This is a genomic window from Marinobacter sp. SS13-12 (genome assembly GCF_030227115.1).
Taxonomy (GTDB): Bacteria; Pseudomonadota; Gammaproteobacteria; order Pseudomonadales; family Oleiphilaceae; genus Marinobacter.
On sequence record NZ_JASSUA010000006.1, the window covers coordinates 143,371 to 164,082 of the forward strand.

Below are 20,712 nucleotides of genomic sequence, written 5' to 3' on the forward strand. Positions count from 1 at the left end.
ACCTCCCTGAGGCTTGTTATTGATTCTCGGCACGTTCGTTCTCGTTTTTCATCTCCACCGGCTGCAACATCAGTCCGGACTGGAGGTCCGCTTCATCAAGGCGTCCATTGCTGTTGCTGTCCGTAAACTCTACCGCCACAACCCAGGCCAGGGGTGTGGTGCGGCTTCCTTGCCGTTCTCCTATGGTTATCGGCTGGCGTGGTTGAAATATAACCCGCCCCTTCACGTCCGCCGCGTCATATTTGTATCCTTCGTCACTGGTCTGTAACGGCCTGAAACACCACTTGCCAGGTCCGGGATGTCCCTCAGGACAGATTCCCTCATAGGAGGCCAGTTCTGACTCAAACCACTCGAAGGGGTTCTTTCCTGCCCAGTTAATGAACTCCGGTCCTTCTTTCAGGCGAATTTCCGCGCCTTTCACGACCAGCACACTCCTGATCTGGTTAAGCATCAGACGGGTTCCTGCTTGTTCAGCCCTTGCTGCTTCGCGCTCCAGCACCCCAAGCAGTACCCACCCAAGGGTAAAAAGGATGGAGAGCGACACCAGAAATCTCAGCCGATGCGAATTGACCAACACCGACATCCCCGAGTATTTCTGGGTGGCCATTATCCCCGCCCCATGGCGGCGGCCCCCAGGTCCCATATGGGCAGGAACACGCCCAACGCCAATATCAGAACCAGTATGCCCATGGCGACAATCAGTATTGGCTCGATGGACTCCGCCAGCCGCTTCAGGCCATAGTCGACATCTTCATCGTAGAAATCGGCCACATTGATCAGCATGTCGTCCACGGAGCCGGTTTCTTCGCCTACGGCAATCATCTGCAATATGAGGGGCGTGAACATATCGCTCTGCCGCGCTGTGCGCAACAGGCTTTCGCCACGCTCAATGCCTGCCCGCATGTCCTTGATGTGTTTGGATATCCAGGCGTTGTCCGTAGCGTCTGAAACCACGGTGAGCGCGACAGTCACTGGCATGCCCGCCGACAGCATACTGGCGAAGTTGCGGGCAAACCGGCTCAGGGTAATCAGTTCCAGCAGCGGGCCGATAATGGGCATTTTCAGCTTGTAGCGATCCCAGGTCAGCCGCCCCTGTTCGGTCTGCTTCCACTGGCGTACCAGCAGCATGGACGCGGCAACGCCAAACAGAACGATGTACCAGTACCCCAGCAGGAAGTTGGACGTGCCCACCAGTACCTGGGTCAGGAACGGCAGGTCGGCACCCAGTTTGTTGAAGACCGCAGCAAACTTCGGGATCACCAGGAAGTTCACCACCATCAGGGCAGCAAAGAGCGCAATCACCACAAACATCGGGTAACGCATGGCCTGCTTGAGGCGGCGCTTGGTGTCCCGCTCCAGTTCCAGGATGTCAGACAGGCGCTTGAAGGCGTCATCCAGCTGCCCGGTATTCTCGCCCACGTGGATCATGGCGATAAACAGTTCCGAAAACACCTTCGGATGGGCCTGCATGGCGGTGGCCATGGTAGAGCCACCTTCCAGGCGGTCAGTCACGTCGTCCAGCACTTCGCTGAGCACCTGTGAACGGGTGGTGTCCGCCAGCCCCCGCATGGTCCGGATCAACGGGATGCCCGCCTTGGTCAGTGCGTGCATCTGGCGGCAGAAAACGATCAGTTCATCCAGGCTGATTTTCTTGCGGAAAATCGGCATCCTGTTCAGCCGCTCGCCCAGGGATTCACTCTGATCCTGCTCACGAATGGACAGGGGTGTAATACCCCGCCGCATGAGTTCAGACGCCGCTGCCTCCGGGCTCGGCGCGGCCAGCGCACCCTGTTGCACGGCTCCCCTGACGTCCTTTCCCCGATAACTGAACTGCATCAGGCGCCTCCCTCACTCTGTGCATGAGGCTGCGAGGCCTTGCCGTGAGCCTGAGACAGCACCGGCACCTCTTCCAGGGAAATGTCGCCTTCCGAGGTGGCTGCCACCCGGGCGACTTCTTCCAGCGTGGTAATCCCTTGCAGGGCAAAATCCATGGCGCACATGCCAAGCGGGCGGTAAAGATGGCTCTTGCGGGCCTCGCGGGTGAATCCCGAAAGATCCTTGCGACGCAGGGCGTCCAGCATGCCTTCGTTCAATTCCAGCATTTCATAGACACCCAGCCGGCCACGGTAACCGCTGTTGCCACACTGATAGCAACCCCGGCCATGAACAAAGCCCGCTTCCAGATCCAAAGGATCAAGATCAAACTGGTCCAGCCAGACTTTCTCCTGGCTGGTGGGCTCATAGCCCTCCCTACAGTTGTCACACACCTTACGAACCAGGCGCTGGGCGACAACACCAAGCAGAGAACTGGCCACCAGGAAGGGCTCCACGCCCATATCGATCAGGCGCATGGCACTGCTGATGGAATCGTTGGTGTGCAGCGTCGAAAGCACCAGATGGCCGGTCATGGCTGCCCGCAAACCAATTTCGGCGGTTTCATGGTCACGCATCTCACCGACCAGGATGATGTCCGGGTCCTGGCGCAGGGCGGATCGCAGCACGCTGGCGAACTCAAGGCCGATTTTCGGGTTTACCTGTACCTGGGTTATACGCGGCAGGCGGTATTCCACCGGATCCTCCGCGGTAATGATTTTCACTTCCGGGCGATTCAGTTCCGTCAGGGCCCCATACAGAGTGGTGGTTTTACCACTACCGGTGGGGCCGGTAACCAGAATCATGCCGTGGGGCTTCCTGATCATGCGGCGGAAGTTTTCCAGCAGCACCGGAGGCATGCCGGTAACGTCCAGGTTGAGTATGCCCTGGCTCTGGTCCAGCAAACGCATGACCACCGACTCGCCGTACTGCACCGGCATGGTAGATACCCGCACGTCGATACTGCGGCCCTTGACCCGAACGTTGAACCGGCCGTCCTGGGGGATGCGTTTTTCGGAGATGTTGAGGCCGGCCATCAGCTTGAGGCGGAGTACCAGGGCGGAGTTCACCCGCTTCTCCTTCATCACCTGTTCCTGCAGCACGCCATCCACACGCTGACGAATCCGCACCACGGTCTCGTCCGGTTCGATATGGATATCCGAGCTCCGGGCCTGTACCGCGTCTTCGAACAGGGTCTGCAGAAGCTTGACCACAGGAGCTTCGGCACTTTCCGATTCGGCGCTGAGGTCGGCCAGGTCGAAGGCATCGTCGCCGAGTTCGTCTTCCAGTTCTTCCGCCAGTGAGGCTATTTCGTCGGTACGGCGGTAAACCAGGTCGAGGGTATTCAGCAGTTCGCTTTCCCGCACTACGGCCTGCTTGATCGGCTGCTTGAGCACCCGTACCAGTTCGTCGTACGCAAAGATATCCAGCGGGTCGGCCATGCCTACCAGCAGTTCGCCACTTTGCTCCGCCAGCACGATACTGCGGAAACGGCGGGCCATGGCTTCCGGCAGCTTCTTGACCAGTTCGTTATTGAACTGGAAGTGACGCAGCTGAACGAAGGGCACCTCAAGCTGACGCGAAAGGATATTAAGGAGGTTATCCTCTTCCACATAGCCCAGGTCGATCAGGGTGCGGCCCAGCTTCCGCCCGGTGTTCTTCTGCTCACGCAGAGCGGTCATCAACTGTTGCTCAGTGATGACATCGTTCTGGACCAGCAGGTCACCTATACGGATTTTTTTCTTTGCTTCAGCCATGAATCATCCTGCTCGCAATGCCTGCAGCCTTCGCTGCACGTAGTCCGCCAGTGACCGGGGCAGGCCTGGCAGTTCGGCTGCCTGCCGGTACGCCCTGGCAGCTCCGGCCTGCTCCCCCTGGGCTTCCAGCGAAATCGCCAGCCCTACCCACCAGGGGCCCTGGCTATCATCCCAGGCGATCAATTCGGCCCAGTGGCGGGCGGCCTCCCCATTCTTTCCCTGCTGCTGCAACAGGGTCGCCAGGGTAACCCGGTATTCCGCGTGGTCTTGCACCGGCGGCACACTTGCGCTGAGCGTATTGACAGCAGCTGCCAGGTCGCTATTAGCGTGCTGAGCCCTGGCCCGCAAAAGCCGCAACCCCGGATGATCGGCAGCAATGCCCTCGGGCAGCCAGCCAAGGGCCTGATCCTGTTTGCCGTCCACCAGAAGCGCCCTGGCCACCACGTAGCGGCTGCGGGGCGCGGTTTGCTCCTGCGTCAGGGCTGCAAGGCCCCGCTCTGCATCGGTGATATTGCCCTGGGCCACCAGCCGTTCAAGCTGCCTGGCAGTGCTTCGGTCCTTTGCGGCCGGAGTCTCCGGGACCTGCTTGACGCCTGCAGTGGAAATTTCTTCCGGTTGCTCCTCTTCCGTTTCAGCGGACTTTGTTTCCTGCTCGACCGGAGCCTCTTCCACCGGGGACGAGGACGCAACCGCCGGCTCGGGCTGGTTTACCTCAGGCTGAGCCACTTCCGGCTCGGGTGTCGGCGCCTGTCTGGGCAGGGGTTCAGGCCGGGCCACCTCAGGCTGCGGCGCGGGAGGCAGAACTTCCACGGAAACATCCCTCTGAACGGCCTGATCCGGCGACGGCTGGCTCTCCTTCACCATTGGCTCTGGCGAGAAACTGTTGGCAAGTACCCAGTAGCCCCCCATAACGGCGACGAGCAGCACCAAGACCACAAGCACCATCAGGAGCAAAGGCCGGCGGTTACGGGGCTGATGTTGTCCACCCGCATAGGCGCCCGGTGCCGCTGGCCGGTCCTGGCGCTGCTCCGCCGCTCTCAGGGCGTCATTGAGCAAGCTCATAGCCACCTCACCAGCAGGTTGGGCAAACGGGCACTGTCGGTATCGCGGATGGCCTGCATGACGTGGGATCGCCCCACCTGCCGGTCGCCATGGCCCCAGGCACACAAAAGAGCCTTGTGGGCGATGATGTTGACCAGCCGCGGAATGCCTCCTGAGGAACGGGAGATCAGCCTCAGTGCGGCAGGCGCGAACAGCTCGCCACCGTTGTAACCGGCCTGGGCCAGGCGGTGCCGCAGGTACTGCGCCACCGACACCTTATCCAGGGGTGCCAGGCGGTACTGGAATGTGATGCGCTGACGCAGCTGGCGCATGCTGTCCCGCTTCAGAAGCTCGTCAAGTTCCGGCTGGCCAAACAGCACCACCTGCAACAGGCGGGTACTTTCGGTCTCCAGGTTGGTGAGCAGCCGCAGGGCCTCGATGGTTTCTTCGGGCATGGCCTGGGCTTCGTCGATCACCAACACCGCCGGTCGCTGTTCCATAGCCAGGGCAATCAGGCGTTCGTTCAGCGCTTTGAGTATCTGGTGAGTGTTGGCACAACGTGCCACGTCCACGCCCAGCTCCTCGGCCACCGCTTCGTAGAGGGTATCCGGAGTCAGGTGCGGGTTGGGGATATAGGCGGTATGGGCATCCTGTTCCAGCTCGTTGAGCAACAGGCGGCATAACAGCGTCTTGCCAGTGCCCACCTCCCCGGTAATCTTTATAAAGCCTTCCCGTTCACGCAACGCCACCAGCAGCAACTCCAGCGCATCGCTATGGCTACGGGCCCGAAGGAAATATCGGGTGTTGGGCGTCAATGCAAACGGTGCTTCCTGCAGTCCGAAATGGGATTCGTACATGCTAGCGTCTGGCTTTCTCCGGTTGGGGCTTTACGGACTCGGACGACTCCAGCAGTTCCCGCAGAACCTGCATGCGCTCGCGGCTGGACGATACGTCAGCACTCATCTGCTCGCTACCGGCAACGACCGGGCGCAACAGGATAACCAACTCACTCTTGCGGGACTGAAAGCGACGTTGCTTGAACAGCTCCCCCAGCAATGGAATGTCACTGAAGAAAGGCACCGCAGAATTGTTGTCTTCACTGGTGTTCTGGATCAACCCGCCGATCACGACAATCTGGCCGCTTTCGGCACGGATCACGCTGTCCGTCTCGCGGACGGTGCTGCGGGCCAGGGGCAGGACCACATCCCGGTCTCCCACGGTAATCACCTTCTCCTGATCATTCACCTCGCTGACAGAGGGGTGAACGTGCAGGGTGATGGCACCGTCTTCAGCAATCTGGGGCGTTACGTCCAGGGAAATACCGGAGAAAAACGGCGTCAGTTCAACCGACGTGGAGGTCCGGTCGGTGGCGGTAACCGCCGAGCTGTTGTCATCAAAGTCGATGTCGGTGACAAAGAACTCGTCCGTACCCACTTTGATCACGGCCTTCTGATTATTCACCGTAGAGATTCGCGGGCTCGACAGAATCTGCACATTGCCCTGCTCCCCCAGTAATTCGATCAGCCCGCTAAAATCACCAGCCCGGACACTCGCCGAGAACAGCCCGCCGATGTCCGAAGTACTGATCGCCTGCCCGGCCAGGGCCTGGGCGGTAAAATCTTCCGGCAGCCCATCCGATGCGGTAATACTGGAGGCACTCTGGATGTCTGCCCAGTTAATGCCCTGCTGGTAACCCTCGTTCAGGCCAATCTCCAGGATCTTCGCTTCCAGTACCACCTGCCGCTGCATAATCAGTTGGGTGCGGCGCAGGTACTCTTCCACCTGCCTGAGAGACTCACCGTCAGAACGGACCATCACCAGGCCCGCACCGGCGTTGACGATGACCTGGCTGCCATTGGCAGTTCCGATGATCATCTTCAGGGCACGCTCGATGTCGAGCCAGAAGTCCGATTCGGTTTCGGTGGAAATCCGCGTACCTATCAGGTTGGCGGTGCCGCCGTCGTTCGAGCTGCTGCGGTTTGAACCGGCGCCGGTTGAATTGTCCCGCGCGCTGCTGACCTGCCCTGAACTGACCCGGGTTTCCGAGCCGCCGCTGCGCTTGAAGTGCAGGTAGTCAATCGGGAAAAGCCGTGTCTGGACACTGTCGGCCCTCACCTGGAACAGGCGCCCACTGCGCTGGATATCCAGACCATAAAGATCGCCGGCAATATCCATGACCTCTGGCACCGTGACGTCTCCCAGGCGCAGGTCGATGATGGCCCCGACATCAGGATGAACCACCACGTTGTAACGGCTTCCCTCCACCAGTGCCTCAAAGAAAGGACCGGCAGCCAAGCCCCTCGCATTCACATCAAAGCGGTCTTCGTCATCAGCCGGGGAGGACAGCGAAGGCATCAGTGCGGCACTGACGTCCTCGGGCACGCCGCCGGACATTGCGCCCGCTCGCGCGTTTCGCCGCTGTTCCGCTTCAGCCTCCGCCATCGCATCATCAATTGCAGTCGCGGCGTCAGTCGAGGTGGCCTGGCTGGTACGCATCAACGGATTATTGCTGCAGGCCGTCATAAACAGGGCCAGCAACAGGATCAGAAACGTTCGGTTCAGTGTCATATCAGCTCGTTTCTCTGTCATTGCGAACTCCGCACTTGCGGAAGGGGTTCAAGGCGTAAAACGCGCACTCGTCCCTGATCAACCAGCTCTACCCGGTCCGGGTGGATTCGCCTGACACGAACACCCTCGAATGTCTGCCCCTCCCTGCGGGCCACGCCATCAATAACCGCCACCCTGCGATCATTGCCTATAAATATCGACGCCAGCGAAAACTCTTTTTGCGGCACCTGGGCCTGCGGCGAAGCACCAAAACCGTCCGGGCGGGTCGGGTCCTGTAAAGCGAGGGCATTTGAAAATGCCAGCGCCAGCACTGTGAGCAACAACAGCCTCATATCACACTCCCAGCCATGCGCGATCCAGGCTCAGGGTGCGAACCCTGATGCGGACTTCATTGTCAGGATACTCGCTGGAATCATACTCCAGCAGCACCCACCCCAGGCGCGCGTCCATGGCTTCGAGCGTTTCCAGATAGGCCAGTACATCCATGTAGCCCCCACGCAGGACTATTTCCGCGTCATGGGCGAACAGCAGCGGCTCTGCGGACTCGTCGTTGCCGCTGGCATCTCCCAGGGTACTACCGGATTGCCTGTCAAATACCGGCACCGGAGCCAGGAGGTCTACCCCGAGAAGCTCCAGCTTATCCTGGGCAGCGAGCATATCCCGTAACAGAACGACCATGGCCCGGGGCGCAATCAACCGCCCCGTGGTTTCAGCGAGTTCATTGTTCAATCTTTCCAGGCGCTGCTGTCGGGCCGCGAGCTGGTCTCTCAACACCTGTGACGGGTCGGACGCCAACTGTTCTGTCAGCAGGCCCTGCTGCTCCATCAATGAGGCCCGGGTATCAGACAGGGTCACCAGGCGGGACCGAAGCTGTTCATTGCTCGCTACCACCGGAGCAGCCGCAAGCTCCCAGCCCGCAAACAGGACCACCACAAGAGCGGTGATGGTGAGCAACGCCCGTTCGCGAATGGGCCGTTCGTTGAACCAGGCTGCGCCCTGATCAAGCTGCTGACGGAGTGCAGACGTCATTTCGCGGCCTCCCCATCGGCATCGGTCGCCACGCGGAACTCAAGCCAGCGCCCGTCTTCCTCCCGGTCCAGCCGGAAGCTGCCGAAGGTCTTGCCAGCAAAGGCGGGCTCATCACCCAGTTTTTCAAGGTACACCGGCACAAGCTGGCCTGACTGCACCTTGCCGGCCAGACCAACGGCACCATTGCTGGCGTCAAGCCGGATATTCGTCAGCCACAGCCCCTGCGGCACCTGACGTGCGAGAGCAGAGAGCGGCGACGAAAAGCCCGTCGTCTCGGTAGCGATCAGGTTTTCCACCCGGTCCAGCAATCGCTGTCGGCGTGCCAGTGTTGCCGTCACACGCTCCAGAGCAGCTTCTACGTCGGGGTCTGGCTGTCTGGCTTCCACCTCCTTCGTCAGTTGCTCCACGGAGCGCTGGAGCCGCTCATTCTGATGCTGCAGGCCCCTGGTCTCCGCCTGCAGCCGGGACTCCTGATAACGGGCGACACCGGCAGCCACAACAATCACCGCCAGCGCGAGCGCGAGTAGGGACACGGCCATCCCTGCCTGCAACTTTTCCCTATGGGGCCGCAATTCATCGGTATAAAGATTAACCTGCTGGACCAGCCCATCGCTTCCCCCGGCCACTGCCAGGCTGGCGCTCCAGGCGACCAGACAGCGGCTATCAAGGGGCTCATCAAGACCAAAAGGCGCCCAGTCCAGGGTTTCAACACTGGCAGCCACGTAGGAGGCCAGCATGGATGACAATGGCAGGACGTTGTCACGGGCTACCAATCGGATAACGCCAGGTGGCACCTGCCCTAACTGGCTTTCGTAGTAATCCAGGGAGCGCTGCATCTCCAGCGCCAGCGACTGCACCGCATTCTCCTGGCTTGCTGCATCCCGCAGGTCATCAGAAGTGACATCCAGCCGACGGGACAGGTAAAGCGTTTCCCCCTTGCAGACAATCATCTGTCCAAAGCGCTCGCGCATGTGGACCAGGGCCGCACCGCGCCGATCAGGATCAATGCGGGGAACCAGGTTACGCAGGGCCAGCTCGGCAATATCAATGGACACCAGTGCCAGGCCGCACCTCTCTACCAGAGCCACCACTTCGCTGACCAGGGACTTTCGTGCGGCAACCACGTTAACCAGGCTGCCTCGCCCACGGGAGGCGTCCTCCGGGAAATGAAACACGTCGGAGACGGCATCTGAGGGGTTAAAATCGAGAAAATCCTTGAGCTTCCACTTCAGGGCATCGCCAAGCTCGGACTCATCAATGCCTTCCGGGCGCTCCAGCTGGAATACCTGATACTGATCAAGCGGCAGAATGAGTGTGGTGTCTGCGCCAGCCCAATTGCGCTCACCCGATAGGGCGCCGAGAACACCCTCCCGCTTTGCCGGGGAGCAATCCGAAAAACCGGCCGAGCCGTCAGACTCCGCCCAGGCAATGCCGTCAGGGCGAACTTCCAGGTAGACGCGTTGCCGCTTACCAGAACGTCGCAGAACTCTTGTTATAAAACGTCGGGCCACTCGCCAGCCTCAGTGCTTAAAAAGTGCACGGATTCTACATTGGCCTGCATGATAGTTGAGAAAGTGAACGTAATTCCATGTTTTCTTGTTAAATTTGACCTCTTTTTGCAACTCTTTAACACGAAAGCCCCCGCTCGGCGGGGGCTTGGAATCAGATATCTACTAAAACGTTACAAACCGGCTCGAATGTAAGCTAGAAGGGTATATCGTCATCAAAATCATCGACCGGCTCAGGCATGCTGCCCTGGGAAGGCTGGCTGTATCCACCGCCGCCAGACTGCTGTCCCGACTGACTTGCAGCAGCAGGCGCAGCATTGCCCGCCTGTTGTGGGCGACCCGCAGGCGCGCTCTGGCTTGCGCCACCGCCTTCACCACCGCGGCTGTCCAGCATCTGCATCTGGCCGTTGATATCCACCACCACCTCGGTGGTGTAAACGTCCTGGCCTTCCTTGTTCTGCCATTTGCGGGTCTGCAGCTTGCCCTCAATATAGACCTTTGAGCCCTTGCGCAGGTACTGACCCGCAACCTCGGCAATCTTGCCGAACATCACGATCCGGTGCCATTCGGTTTTCGGCACCAGCTGGCCTGTCTGCCTGTCCTTGTAGCTTTCGTCTGTTGCAAGGTTCAGGTTCACCACCGCGTTGCCGTTCGGTGTATAGCGGGTGTCCGGATCCTGCCCCAGGTTCCCGATCAGAATAACCTTGTTTACGCCTCGTGCCATGATCTGCTCCTGACTCTGTTTTCAGGGATAGCCTGCCTTCCCTGCAGGCCTCCGGTTTTCAAGAACTGCTACCCTGCCGGACAAATGCAAAGTCCGCAAGCGAGAGTTCATCAAATTTCCGACGATCCACCTTCAGGTAAGCCGTTTCCGCCTCTTCCAGGATGACCACGTCCTGCACCCCGGGAAGCCCTCTCAATGCATCGTCAATATCATCAAACTGGCTGTGCGCCACGTGTTGTAACTGTACCACGAAACTGGCGGTGTAACCCGGGCTCGGCATCGTCAATGCCACTACCAGCCAGAGCAGCAACACGACCACCATGAGCCACAGAACCCCCTGCAGCCCCAGCTGTTCAAGAAGCAGTCCGCCCAGGGCGCCACCCAGAAACGCACCGAAGAACTGGGATGTGGAATAAACACCCATGGCCGTGCCTTTCGCCGCTGCCGGTGACTCTTTGCTCACCAGTGATGGCAGACTGGCTTCCAGCAGGTTAAACGCCATAAAGAAAAAGAACAGCACCGCCCAAGCCGCCGTCAGACTGCCTGAAATTCCGCCGATGGACGCCGTTGAAATCGCCAGCAATGCAATTGCACCACACAGAACCGGTTTCATGCTGCGTTTTTTCTCACCAATGATGATAAACGGCACCATGGCAAAGAAAGACGTCACCATGACGGTCAGATAGAACCACCAGTGGGATGACGACGGCAGGCCCAGTTCATCCTGAAGCAACGTCGGAAATACCAGGAAGATAGCGGTCAGCACCAGATGCAGTGCAAAAATTCCGAAATCGAGCCGTACCAGCCGGCCATCCGCAAGCACCTTTCCCAGCATCGCCCGGGCTGGATGGGTATCGGCACTGGACTTGTGTTCATGGGGTGTCGGCACCAGGCGATTGACAATCACCATTGCAACCACGGCCAGAGCAGCCGTGGTGTAAAAAATACCGGAGAGGCCAAAGGCCGAACCCAGCAATGGCCCCAGCACCAGGGATACGGAAAAAGACAGCCCAATGGAGATGCCCACGGTGGCCATGGCCTTGGTTCGCTCTTCCTCGCGGGTCAGGTCACTGAGCAGCGCCATCAGGACACTGGCAATGGCGCCCGCGCCCTGAAGAATCCGCCCTGCAATCACAACGTATATGGAGTCTGTGGAAGCCGCCAGCAAACTTCCGGCGGCAAACAGAACCAGGCCAATATAGATCATCCGCTTGCGGCCAACACGGTCCGACAACATGCCGAACGGGATCTGCAGCAGCGCCTGGCTCAGGCCATAGGCGCCGATTGCCAGGCCTATCAGGGCGGGGGTTGCACCCTTTAAATCACTACCAAGAAGAACAAATACCGGCATAACCATGAAGAGCCCGAGCATCCTCATGGCATACACGGATGCCAGTGCTGCGACGGAGCGTCTTTCCAGTGAATTCATGCGGTGCCTGACCTGATAAGGGTTCCGGAAACATGGGTTCAGAAGGGGAGCCTGCCCTTCGCAAAATCGCTGCGCATTGTAACAGAAGGCACACAGGCAAGGCATATTGCATTTATAGGCTTAAAAGCACTGCGGCCTTGGCCGGCCGGGGCCCAAACGCGGTATAATTTCCGTTTTTTCGACAGCGAGGTGTTATGGACCATATCCAGATCAAAGGGGCACGTACCCACAATCTGAAGAACATTGACCTGGATATGCCGAGGGACAAGCTGATCGTAATCACTGGTCTGTCTGGCTCCGGGAAGTCGTCCCTTGCGTTCGACACACTCTACGCGGAAGGTCAGCGGCGCTACGTGGAATCCCTGTCCACCTATGCGCGCCAGTTCCTGTCGATGATGGAAAAGCCGGACGTGGACCACATTGAGGGTCTGTCACCGGCCATTTCCATTGAACAGAAAAGCACCTCCCACAACCCTCGCTCTACCGTCGGCACCATTACCGAAATCTACGATTACCTGCGCCTGCTTTTTGCCCGCGCTGGTGAGCCGCGCTGCCCGGATCACGACCTGCCACTGGAAGCCCAGACCGTCAGCCAGATGGTAGACCAAGTGCTGGCCATGCCAGAGGACAGCAAGCTGATGATCCTTGCCCCGGTGATCCGGGACCGAAAGGGTGAGCACCTGAATGTCTTCGATACCATGCGCAGCCAGGGCTTCATCCGCTTGCGGGTGGATGGCCGGGTTTACGATATCGACGACCTGCCATCGCTGGACAAAAAGCGCAAACACCAGATTGACGTGGTCGTAGACCGCTTCAAGGTCAAGCCGGGCCTGGAACAGCGGCTTGCGGAAAGCTTTGAAACGGCACTGGGGCTGGCCGATGGCATCGCGCTGGTCGCCCCCATGGATAATGAAGGAGACGAACACACCTTTTCCGCCCGTTATGCGTGTAACCAGTGCGGCTACGCCATCAGCGAACTGGAACCACGGCTGTTCTCCTTCAACAATCCCGCCGGCGCCTGCCCCACCTGTGATGGCCTGGGCGTAAAGCAGTTCTTTGATGCCGAGAAAATCGTTCAGCATCCCGAAGCCACCCTGGCCGAGGGCGCGATCAAGGGCTGGGACCGTCGGGCGGTGTACTATTTCCAGATGCTGACCAGCGTGGCCGAGCACTACGATGTCGATATGGACACTCCATGGGAAGATCTGCCGGACGACTTCCGTCAGGCATTGCTCTACGGTTCCGGTTCCGAGGACATTCCGTTCCGCTACGTGAATTCCCGCGGCCACATCATGGAGAAGGCCCACCCGTTCGAAGGCATTCTGCCCAACCTGGAGCGCCGCTACCGGGAAACAGAATCACAGAGCATGAGGGAAGAACTGGCCCGCAACCTCAGCACCCAACCCTGCAAGGAATGTGGCGGATCGCGGCTGAGACGCAGTGCCCGGCATGTATTCATCGAGAAGAACAACATCTCCGATGTCACTCATATGCCGGTCGGTGACGCCCACGACTATTTTGGCAAGCTTGCCCTGCCCGGACGCAAAGGCGAGATTGCCGAGAAGATCCTCAAGGAGGTTCGCCAGCGGCTGCAGTTTCTGGTCAATGTAGGACTGGAATACCTGACTCTTGAGCGTAGCGCCGACACCCTCTCCGGCGGCGAAGCCCAGCGTATCCGGCTCGCCAGCCAGATTGGCGCCGGCCTTGTGGGGGTCATGTACATTCTCGACGAGCCTTCCATTGGCCTGCACCAGCGGGACAATGATCGCCTCCTGGCCACCCTGTTCCACCTCCGGGACCTGGGCAACACCGTGATCGTTGTGGAGCACGACGAGGACGCCATCCGTGCAGCCGATCACGTCATTGATATCGGGCCGGGTGCCGGCGTTCATGGCGGCCATATCATTGCCCAGGGCACCCCGGCCGACATTATCGCCGCCGAGGATTCGCTGACCGGGCAATACCTGTGCGGCAAGAAAGAAATTGCCATCCCGGAGAAGCGCCACACCAATAACGGCAAAAGCCTGGTGCTCAAAGGCGCCACCGGGAACAACTTGCGTGACGTAACGCTCACACTGCCGCTGGGTGTGATGACCTGCGTCACCGGCGTATCCGGCTCAGGCAAGTCCACACTGATCAACAGCACCCTGTATCCCGTTTGCGCAGCGAAGCTCAATAAGGCCACCAGCCTGACCCACGCGCCCTATGATTCCCTGAAAGGCCTGGACCAGCTCGACAAGGTTATCGACATTGACCAGAGCCCCATTGGCCGCACACCGCGCTCGAACCCCGCCACCTATACCGGCCTGTTCACGCCGATCCGCGAGCTCTTCGCCGGCACCCAGGAAGCCCGGTCCCGCGGCTACAAGCCAGGCCGTTTCAGCTTTAACGTCAAGGGTGGCCGTTGCGAGGCGTGCCAGGGTGACGGGGTTATCAAAGTTGAGATGCACTTCCTGCCGGACGTCTATGTGCCTTGTGATGTCTGCAAAGGCAAGCGCTACAACCGGGAAACCCTGGAAGTCCGCTACAAGGGCAAAAGTATCCATGAGGTGCTTGCGATGACGGTCGAGGAAGCGCGGGAGTTTTTTGACCCGGTCCCCTTCCTTGCCCGCAAGCTACAGACCCTGATCGATGTCGGGCTGTCTTATATTCGTCTGGGCCAGAGTGCCGTTACCCTTTCCGGCGGTGAGGCCCAGCGCGTGAAGCTGGCCAAGGAATTGTCCAAGCGGGACACCGGCAAAACACTTTATATTCTTGATGAGCCGACAACGGGCCTGCATTTCTACGATATCCAGCAATTACTGACGGTTTTGCAGAGGTTAAGGGACCATGGCAACACCATCGTGGTCATCGAACACAACCTGGACGTCATCAAGACTGCAGACTGGATAATTGATCTTGGGCCTGAAGGTGGGTCTGGTGGTGGCCAGATTGTGGCCGAAGGAACACCTGAGGCCGTGGCCGGGGTTGCGGGTTCGCATACCGGGCGGTATTTGAAAGGAGTACTGGATCGCAATGTGAAGTAACGGGTTTAGCCTGGGTGTCGGTTTACGGCCCTTTGGGCCTAAACCGACCTACGTGGTGGACAAGAGAAAGGCATAAAAAAACCGGAGGGATTAGCCTCCGGTTTTTTTGGACCTGGCGAAAAGCTTACTCTTCGCTTTCGTCCACTTCTTCTGCTTCGATGTCCAACGGACGGCCGACCAGCTCAACGAATGCCATGGGGGCATTGTCGCCAGCACGGAAGCCACACTTCAGGATACGAAGGTAACCACCCGGACGCTCGTTGTAACGGGGGCCAAGCTCATTGAACAGCTTGGCAACCGCTGCGTCGTCACGCAGGCGTGAGAACGCCAGGCGACGATTCGCAACCGAATCATTTTTTGCGAGCGTGATCAAAGGCTCGGCTACCCGGCGAAGCTCTTTCGCCTTGGGGAGCGTTGTCTTGATCAGCTCGTGACCAACCAGTGACGCAGTCATGTTACGAAACATGGCCTTGCGATGCGCACTGGTCCTGCTGAACTTACGACCACTCTTACGATGACGCATTGCTCTGATTCCTTACCTTAAACTAATCGGCGATTAACCGCCCAGTACCCGGTCGTCGCCACGAAGGCTAGCCGGCGGCCAGTTATCAAGACGCATACCCAGTGACAGACCGCGGGACGCGAGCACGTCCTTGATCTCAGTAAGCGACTTTTTACCAAGGTTAGGCGTCTTCAGCAGCTCAACTTCTGTGCGCTGAATCAGATCGCCGATGTAGTAAATATTCTCAGCCTTCAAGCAATTAGCTGAACGCACTGTCAATTCCAGATCATCAACCGGACGCAGGAGGATCGGATCGATTTCTTCCTCTTCCTCAACACGCTCAGGCTCTTTCTCGTGATCGAAATCAACAAACACAGCCAGTTGCTGCTGGAGAATGGTTGCCGCCCGGCGAATCGCTTCTTCCGGGTCGATGGTACCATTGGTTTCCAGATCAATAACCAGCTTGTCCAGGTCAGTACGCTGCTCTACCCGTGCACTTTCCACGGCATAGGCAACACGACGGACCGGGCTGAAGGTTGCGTCCAGTTGCAGACGTCCAATCGCGCGAGTCTCGTCCTCGTCCAGACCCCGCTGATCAGCCGGCTCATAGCCGCGACCACGGGCAACCTTCAGGCGCATGTTGACTTCACCTTTATCACTCAGGTGACAGATCACATGATCCGGGTTGGTGATCTCGACATCGTGATCCAGCTTGATATCACCGGCAGTGACAACACCCGGGCCTTTCTTGCTGAGTGTTACCTCAACCTCGTCCCGGGTGCCCATTTTCACGGCGACACCCTTGAGATTCAGCAGAATCTCAATGACGTCTTCCTGAACACCTTCGATCGCGCTGTACTCATGCAGAACGCCGTCGATCTGTGCCTCGGTAATGGCACAGCCCGGCATTGAGGACAAGAGTATACGACGCAGTGCGCTGCCCAGGGTGTGGCCGAAACCTCTTTCCAGAGGCTCCAGTGTCACCTTGGCGCGCATGGCGCTTGATTCTTTCACGTCAATGGTACGAGGTGTCAATAACTCATGTACTGAACGCTGCATAGACGCCCCTAATTGCTCTCGTTGCTAACTGGGCTTTACTTGGAGTAAAGCTCGACGATGAGGTTCTCGTTGATGTCGGCCGGCAATTCAGTGCGCTCAGGCACTGACCTGTAAACGCCGGACATCTTGCTGGCGTCGACCTCTACCCAGCTCACCGGTGCGCGGCTGGAAGACAGATCCAGTGCGCCTTTAACGCGAAGCTGGTTTTTTGCCTTCTCACGCACACTCACAACATCACCGGCCTTGACCTGATAAGACGGAATGTTCACCAGCTTATCGTTGACCAGGATCGCTTTGTGAGAAACGAGCTGACGGGACTCAGCACGGGTAGAACCAAAACCCATGCGATATACAACGTTATCAAGACGGCCTTCCAGCAGTTGCAACAGGTTCTCACCGGTTGCACCCTTGATGCGGGCGGCCTCTTTGTAATAGTTGCGGAATTGCTTTTCCAGTACGCCGTAGATACGACGGACCTTCTGCTTTTCACGAAGCTGTACGCCATATTCGGACAGACGACCGCGACGCGCGCCGTGCATACCCGGCGGAGTCTCGATGTTGCACTTTGAATCAAGCGCGCGAACACCGCTCTTCAGAAAAAGATCTGTCCCTTCACGACGAGACAGCTTGCACTTCGGGCCTATGTAACGAGCCATAATTCACTGTCTCCTGTGTTAGACGCGGCGCTTTTTGGGCGGACGACAACCGTTATGGGGAATCGGCGTCACATCAGTGATGTTGGTGATCTTGTACCCGCAGCCATTCAGCGCGCGTACAGCGGATTCACGTCCGGGCCCCGGACCTTTAACCTCTACGTCCAGGTTTTTAAGGCCGTATTCAGCAGCCGCATTACCGGCTCTTTCAGCTGCTACCTGCGCAGCAAAAGGTGTACTCTTGCGTGACCCACGGAAACCGGACCCACCAGAGGTGGCCCAGGACAATACGTTGCCCTGACGGTCAGAAATGGTCACGATAGTGTTGTTGAAGGACGCGTGAATGTGCGCGACGCCATCAACAACCGTCTTTTTCACCTTTTTACGGGTACGTGTACCTGGCTTTGCCATGTTTGCCTACCTGTTACTTACGAATAGGTTTGCGAGGACCTTTACGGGTGCGTGCGTTGGTCTTTGTGCGCTGGCCACGGACCGGAAGGCCATGACGATGACGCAGACCACGGTGGCAACCGAGATCCTTCAAACGCTTAATGTTCATCTGAACTTCACGACGCAGATCGCCTTCAACGGCCAGCTTGCCTACTTCGGTACGAAGTGATTCAAGCTGCTCGTCGGACAGGTCTTTGACCTTGACGTCCGGCTTTACACCGGTTGCATCGCAAAGCTTCTGGGCTGCTGTCCGGCCGACTCCAAAAATGTAAGTCAGCGAGATAACAGCATGTTTGTGATCGGGTATATTGACACCGGCTATACGTGCCATCCAAATTACTCCGCGTTCAAAGCTTTGCTGTGTGAATTTTCCGCCACTATAAAAGGGCGCGAAATAATAGCGCCTGACCCCACCTGAGGTCAAGCGCTATTAATCGTACCCTCTGCAATGTCAGTGCTGAATCCGTAAGGATTAACCCTGGCGCTGCTTGTGACGAGGCTCCGAGCAAATGACTCTTACCGAGCCATTGCGACGAATTACTTTGCAGTTACGGCAAATTTTCTTTACCGAAGCGCGTACTTTCATTGTCGACTCCAGTTTTCAAGGGGAACGGGATTAACCGTTCCGACCATAGCCCTTGAGATTGGACTTCTTCATCAACGAATCATATTGATGAGACATCAGGTGCGACTGAACCTGAGCCATGAAATCCATCACCACGACTACAACAATCAGCAGTGACGTGCCGCCCAGATAGAACGGAACATTCCCGGCCACCATCAGAAACTGAGGGAACAGGGAAACTGCTGCAATGTACATTGCACCGAACAGCGTCAGACGAGTCAGCACACCATCAATATACTTGGCGGTCTGGTCGCCCGGACGGATGCCCGGAATAAAGGCGCCTGAGCGCTTGAGGTTATCCGCAACTTCTTTCGGGTTGTACATCAATGCTGTATAGAAGAAGCAGAAGAATACCACTGCTGCCGCAAACAGGATGATGTACAGGGGCTGACTCGGTGCCAGTGCCTGGGAAACATCACTCAGCCACTCCATACCTTCGCCCTGGCCGAACCACTGCCCCAATGACGCCGGGAACAGCAGAATGGAGGAGGCAAAGATCGGCGGAATAACGCCGGCCATATTTACCTTCAACGGCAGATGGCTGGATTGCTGGGCAAACACCCGTCGACCCTGTTGCCGCTTGGCGTAGTTGATGGTCAGGCGACGCTGTCCGCGCTCCATGAACACCACAAAGCCAACCACGGCAATGGCCAGGATAGCGATACCCAGAACCACCAGCAGGCTCATCTCACCATTACGTGCCTGCTCCAGTGTCTGGCCAATGGCCCCTGGCAGACCCGCAACGATGCCGGCGAAGATCAGCAACGAGATGCCGTTGCCAACGCCGCGCTCGGTGATCTGCTCACCCAGCCACATCATGAACACGGCACCACTGACGAAAGAAACCACCGCCACAAAGTGGAAGCTGAAGCTGTCGTTAAAGGTCACACCTTGGGATGCCAGCCCGACAGAAATACCAAAGCCCTGAACCAGGGCCAGGATAACCGTACCATACCGCGTGTACTGACTGATCTTGCGACGACCAGCCTCGCCCTCTTTCTTTAGCTGCTCCAGCGTCGGATTGACCGCTGTCATGAGCTGCATGATGATAGAGGCCGATATGTACGGCATGATACCAAGTGCGAAGATACTCATCCGCTCAAGCGCACCACCGGAAAACATGTTGAACATGCTCAGGATTGTGCCCTGATTCTGCTCAAACAATGCTGCCAGACGATCGGGGTTGATACCCGGCACCGGAATGTGGGCACCGATCCGGTACACCAGCAATGCCAGGAAGACAAACCAGAGCCGCGATCGCAGCTCTGCCAGTCCTTTACCCGCGCCCGCAGGCAATGATGCGTTCTTGGCCATTTAGTCCTCGACTCGCCTTAGTCTTCGACTTTACCGCCCGCGGCAGTGATCGCCTCGCGTGCGCCTTTGGTCACTTTCAGACCCTTGACGGTCACCGCTCGGCTCAGTTCGCCGGACAGAATGACCTTCGCCTCACGAATTTCCTCGCGAACGATGTCAGCTTTCTTCAGGGCCTCAAGATCGGCAATATCGCCGTCTACTTTCGCCAGTTCGTTCAGACGAATTTCGGCCACATAGCGCTGCTGGCGCGAGGTGAAACCAAATTTCGGCAGACGACGGGCCAACGGCTGCTGACCACCCTCGAAACCGGGAGCTACGCTGCCACCGGAACGGGCTTTAAGACCCTTGTGACCACGACCGCCGGTCTTGCCGAGGCCGCTGCCGATACCGCGACCCACACGCTTGGCGGCGGGACGTGAACCAGGCTCCGGACTAAGTTCGTTCAGACGCATCTTAGTTCTCCTCTACCTGCACCAGGTAGTTAACCCGGTTGATCATGCCGCGGATGGACGGTGTATCTTCCACTTCCACGGTGTGACCGATTTTACGGAGACCCAGGCCCTTCACACACAGTTTGTGCTTGGGCTGACAGCCGATCGGGCTGCGGGTCAGTGTTACTTTGATCGTTTTTGCGTTCGCCATGACTTCAACCCAGAATCTCTTCCACGGATTTACCGCGCTTGGCTGCAATATCTTCAGGCGCTTGAGTTGCCTGGAGACCCTTGATGGTGGAACGTACCACGTTCACCGGGTTGGTAGACCCGTAACACTTGGACAGTACGTTCTGCACACCCGCAACTTCCAGTACCGCACGCATCGCACCACCGGCGATGATACCGGTACCTTCTGATGCCGGCTGCATGTAGACCTTGGAGCCACCATGCTGCGCTTTAACCGCGTACTGCAGGGTGTTTCCGTCAAGCGGGATGTCGACCATGTTCTTGCGTGCAGCTTCCATCGCTTTCTGGATCGCAACCGGCACTTCACGTGCCTTGCCACGACCGAAACCAACGCGTCCTTTACCATCACCCACTACAGTCAGTGCAGTGAAGGCAAAAATACGACCGCCTTTAACAACCTTGGCGACGCGATTGACCTGAACCAGCTTCTCCTGGAGCTCAGGCGCCTTCTGTTCGTTAACGCTCATCTTCTCCA

The 20,712-nt window shown here is 58.2% G+C and carries 22 protein-coding genes; 1 reads left to right on the plus strand and 21 read right to left on the minus strand.

Going from position 1 to position 20,712, the window contains the following annotated elements; genetic code table 11:
- Positions 1 to 16 precede the first annotated feature (16 nt).
- The 11 genes from QPL94_RS20975 to QPL94_RS21025 form a co-directional block, all read right to left on the minus strand.
- A complete protein-coding gene (locus QPL94_RS20975; RefSeq protein WP_285359837.1) occupies positions 17 to 607 on the minus strand; it encodes a hypothetical protein in 591 nt (196 codons plus the stop codon).
- Positions 607 to 1,836 carry a type II secretion system F family protein gene (locus QPL94_RS20980; RefSeq protein ID WP_285359838.1) on the minus strand — a complete coding sequence of 410 codons (1,230 nt, stop codon included), beginning with the start codon at positions 1,834 to 1,836 and terminating at the stop codon, positions 607 to 609. The genes QPL94_RS20975 and QPL94_RS20980 overlap by 1 nt, the downstream gene beginning before the upstream one ends.
- The gene (locus QPL94_RS20985; RefSeq protein WP_285359839.1) at positions 1,836 to 3,629 is read right to left on the minus strand and encodes a GspE/PulE family protein; all 1,794 of its coding nucleotides are present in this window, start codon (positions 3,627 to 3,629) and stop codon (positions 1,836 to 1,838) included. The genes QPL94_RS20980 and QPL94_RS20985 overlap by 1 nt, the downstream gene beginning before the upstream one ends.
- A gap of 3 nt (positions 3,630 to 3,632) precedes the next feature.
- Complete coding sequence (locus QPL94_RS20990) at positions 3,633 to 4,691, minus strand: tetratricopeptide repeat protein (protein WP_285359840.1); 1,059 nt, start codon at positions 4,689 to 4,691, stop codon at positions 3,633 to 3,635.
- A complete protein-coding gene (locus QPL94_RS20995; protein ID WP_285359841.1) occupies positions 4,688 to 5,527 on the minus strand; it encodes an ExeA family protein in 840 nt (279 codons plus the stop codon). The genes QPL94_RS20990 and QPL94_RS20995 overlap by 4 nt, the downstream gene beginning before the upstream one ends.
- Before the next feature lies 1 nt (position 5,528).
- Positions 5,529 to 7,259: a pilus (MSHA type) biogenesis protein MshL gene (mshL, locus tag QPL94_RS21000; RefSeq protein ID WP_285359842.1), complete on the minus strand. Its 1,731-nt coding sequence runs from the start codon at positions 7,257 to 7,259 to the stop codon at positions 5,529 to 5,531.
- Positions 7,256 to 7,570, minus strand: coding sequence for a hypothetical protein (locus tag QPL94_RS21005; protein ID WP_285359843.1), 315 nt, complete (start codon positions 7,568 to 7,570; stop codon positions 7,256 to 7,258). The genes mshL and QPL94_RS21005 overlap by 4 nt, the downstream gene beginning before the upstream one ends.
- Before the next feature lies 1 nt (position 7,571).
- Positions 7,572 to 8,267: a type II secretion system protein M gene (locus tag QPL94_RS21010; RefSeq protein WP_285359844.1), complete on the minus strand. Its 696-nt coding sequence runs from the start codon at positions 8,265 to 8,267 to the stop codon at positions 7,572 to 7,574.
- Positions 8,264 to 9,778, minus strand: a complete 1,515-nt coding sequence (locus QPL94_RS21015) for a PilN domain-containing protein (RefSeq protein WP_285359845.1) — start codon at positions 9,776 to 9,778, stop codon at positions 8,264 to 8,266. Before QPL94_RS21015 ends, QPL94_RS21010 begins: the two co-directional genes overlap by 4 nt.
- Positions 9,779 to 9,971: 193 nt before the next feature.
- On the minus strand, positions 9,972 to 10,499 hold the full coding sequence (gene ssb, locus QPL94_RS21020) for a single-stranded DNA-binding protein (RefSeq protein ID WP_285359846.1): 528 nt from the start codon (positions 10,497 to 10,499) through the stop codon (positions 9,972 to 9,974).
- Between the two features lie 58 nt (positions 10,500 to 10,557).
- Positions 10,558 to 11,928, minus strand: coding sequence for an MFS transporter (locus tag QPL94_RS21025; protein WP_285359847.1), 1,371 nt, complete (start codon positions 11,926 to 11,928; stop codon positions 10,558 to 10,560).
- A 194-nt stretch (positions 11,929 to 12,122) separates the two neighbouring features.
- Between QPL94_RS21025 and uvrA the strand changes: the two genes are divergently transcribed.
- Complete coding sequence (gene uvrA / locus QPL94_RS21030) at positions 12,123 to 14,954, plus strand: excinuclease ABC subunit UvrA (protein ID WP_285359848.1); 2,832 nt, start codon at positions 12,123 to 12,125, stop codon at positions 14,952 to 14,954.
- Between the two features lie 124 nt (positions 14,955 to 15,078).
- Here the strand turns inward: uvrA and rplQ are convergent, their stop codons facing one another.
- From rplQ to rpsE, 10 genes are all read right to left on the minus strand, one after another.
- The gene (gene rplQ / locus QPL94_RS21035) at positions 15,079 to 15,477 is read right to left on the minus strand and encodes a 50S ribosomal protein L17 (protein ID WP_285359849.1); all 399 of its coding nucleotides are present in this window, start codon (positions 15,475 to 15,477) and stop codon (positions 15,079 to 15,081) included.
- Between the two features lie 33 nt (positions 15,478 to 15,510).
- Complete coding sequence (locus QPL94_RS21040; protein ID WP_137438058.1) at positions 15,511 to 16,515, minus strand: DNA-directed RNA polymerase subunit alpha; 1,005 nt, start codon at positions 16,513 to 16,515, stop codon at positions 15,511 to 15,513.
- Positions 16,516 to 16,550: 35 nt separating this feature from the next.
- Positions 16,551 to 17,171 (minus strand): 30S ribosomal protein S4, encoded by a 621-nt coding sequence (gene rpsD, locus QPL94_RS21045; RefSeq protein ID WP_285359850.1) that lies wholly within the window; start codon positions 17,169 to 17,171, stop codon positions 16,551 to 16,553.
- Between the two features lie 18 nt (positions 17,172 to 17,189).
- A complete protein-coding gene (gene rpsK, locus QPL94_RS21050; RefSeq protein ID WP_004580767.1) occupies positions 17,190 to 17,579 on the minus strand; it encodes a 30S ribosomal protein S11 in 390 nt (129 codons plus the stop codon).
- Between the two features lie 13 nt (positions 17,580 to 17,592).
- Positions 17,593 to 17,949, minus strand: a complete 357-nt coding sequence (gene rpsM, locus QPL94_RS21055; protein WP_027830890.1) for a 30S ribosomal protein S13 — start codon at positions 17,947 to 17,949, stop codon at positions 17,593 to 17,595.
- A 141-nt stretch (positions 17,950 to 18,090) separates the two neighbouring features.
- Positions 18,091 to 18,204: a 50S ribosomal protein L36 gene (gene rpmJ, locus QPL94_RS21060; RefSeq protein WP_008174902.1), complete on the minus strand. Its 114-nt coding sequence runs from the start codon at positions 18,202 to 18,204 to the stop codon at positions 18,091 to 18,093.
- A 30-nt stretch (positions 18,205 to 18,234) separates the two neighbouring features.
- Positions 18,235 to 19,557: a preprotein translocase subunit SecY gene (gene secY, locus QPL94_RS21065; protein ID WP_137438060.1), complete on the minus strand. Its 1,323-nt coding sequence runs from the start codon at positions 19,555 to 19,557 to the stop codon at positions 18,235 to 18,237.
- Positions 19,558 to 19,574: 17 nt separating this feature from the next.
- Positions 19,575 to 20,009 carry a 50S ribosomal protein L15 gene (rplO, locus tag QPL94_RS21070; protein ID WP_137438061.1) on the minus strand — a complete coding sequence of 145 codons (435 nt, stop codon included), beginning with the start codon at positions 20,007 to 20,009 and terminating at the stop codon, positions 19,575 to 19,577.
- A gap of 1 nt (position 20,010) precedes the next feature.
- Positions 20,011 to 20,199, minus strand: a complete 189-nt coding sequence (gene rpmD / locus QPL94_RS21075; RefSeq protein WP_007153997.1) for a 50S ribosomal protein L30 — start codon at positions 20,197 to 20,199, stop codon at positions 20,011 to 20,013.
- A 4-nt stretch (positions 20,200 to 20,203) separates the two neighbouring features.
- Positions 20,204 to 20,704 carry a 30S ribosomal protein S5 gene (rpsE, locus tag QPL94_RS21080; protein ID WP_007153998.1) on the minus strand — a complete coding sequence of 167 codons (501 nt, stop codon included), beginning with the start codon at positions 20,702 to 20,704 and terminating at the stop codon, positions 20,204 to 20,206.
- Positions 20,705 to 20,712 lie beyond the last annotated feature (8 nt).

Bases quoted from the DNA above. Each gene is read 5' to 3' on its own strand.
- QPL94_RS21005 (WP_285359843.1), bottom strand. From the start codon at position 7,570: ATGAGGCTGTTGTTGCTCACAGTGCTGGCGCTGGCATTTTCAAATGCC.
- QPL94_RS21010 (WP_285359844.1), bottom strand. From the start codon at position 8,267: ATGACGTCTGCACTCCGTCAGCAGCTTGATCAGGGCGCAGCCTGGTTC.
- QPL94_RS21025 (WP_285359847.1), bottom strand. From the start codon at position 11,928: ATGAATTCACTGGAAAGACGCTCCGTCGCAGCACTGGCATCCGTGTAT.
- mshL (WP_285359842.1), bottom strand. From the start codon at position 7,259: ATGACAGAGAAACGAGCTGATATGACACTGAACCGAACGTTTCTGATC.
- rpsE (WP_007153998.1), bottom strand. From the start codon at position 20,704: ATGAGCGTTAACGAACAGAAGGCGCCTGAGCTCCAGGAGAAGCTGGTT.
- uvrA (WP_285359848.1), top strand. From the start codon at position 12,123: ATGGACCATATCCAGATCAAAGGGGCACGTACCCACAATCTGAAGAAC.
- QPL94_RS20975 (WP_285359837.1), bottom strand. From the start codon at position 607: ATGGCCACCCAGAAATACTCGGGGATGTCGGTGTTGGTCAATTCGCAT.
- QPL94_RS21040 (WP_137438058.1), bottom strand. From the start codon at position 16,515: ATGCAGCGTTCAGTACATGAGTTATTGACACCTCGTACCATTGACGTG.
- rpmJ (WP_008174902.1), bottom strand. From the start codon at position 18,204: ATGAAAGTACGCGCTTCGGTAAAGAAAATTTGCCGTAACTGCAAAGTA.
- ssb (WP_285359846.1), bottom strand. From the start codon at position 10,499: ATGGCACGAGGCGTAAACAAGGTTATTCTGATCGGGAACCTGGGGCAG.
- secY (WP_137438060.1), bottom strand. From the start codon at position 19,557: ATGGCCAAGAACGCATCATTGCCTGCGGGCGCGGGTAAAGGACTGGCA.
- rpsM (WP_027830890.1), bottom strand. From the start codon at position 17,949: ATGGCACGTATAGCCGGTGTCAATATACCCGATCACAAACATGCTGTT.
- QPL94_RS20990 (WP_285359840.1), bottom strand. From the start codon at position 4,691: ATGAGCTTGCTCAATGACGCCCTGAGAGCGGCGGAGCAGCGCCAGGAC.
- rplO (WP_137438061.1), bottom strand. From the start codon at position 20,009: ATGCGTCTGAACGAACTTAGTCCGGAGCCTGGTTCACGTCCCGCCGCC.
- QPL94_RS20995 (WP_285359841.1), bottom strand. From the start codon at position 5,527: ATGTACGAATCCCATTTCGGACTGCAGGAAGCACCGTTTGCATTGACG.
- QPL94_RS20980 (WP_285359838.1), bottom strand. From the start codon at position 1,836: ATGCAGTTCAGTTATCGGGGAAAGGACGTCAGGGGAGCCGTGCAACAG.
- rpmD (WP_007153997.1), bottom strand. From the start codon at position 20,199: ATGGCGAACGCAAAAACGATCAAAGTAACACTGACCCGCAGCCCGATC.
- rpsK (WP_004580767.1), bottom strand. From the start codon at position 17,579: ATGGCAAAGCCAGGTACACGTACCCGTAAAAAGGTGAAAAAGACGGTT.
- QPL94_RS20985 (WP_285359839.1), bottom strand. From the start codon at position 3,629: ATGGCTGAAGCAAAGAAAAAAATCCGTATAGGTGACCTGCTGGTCCAG.
- rplQ (WP_285359849.1), bottom strand. From the start codon at position 15,477: ATGCGTCATCGTAAGAGTGGTCGTAAGTTCAGCAGGACCAGTGCGCAT.
- rpsD (WP_285359850.1), bottom strand. From the start codon at position 17,171: ATGGCTCGTTACATAGGCCCGAAGTGCAAGCTGTCTCGTCGTGAAGGG.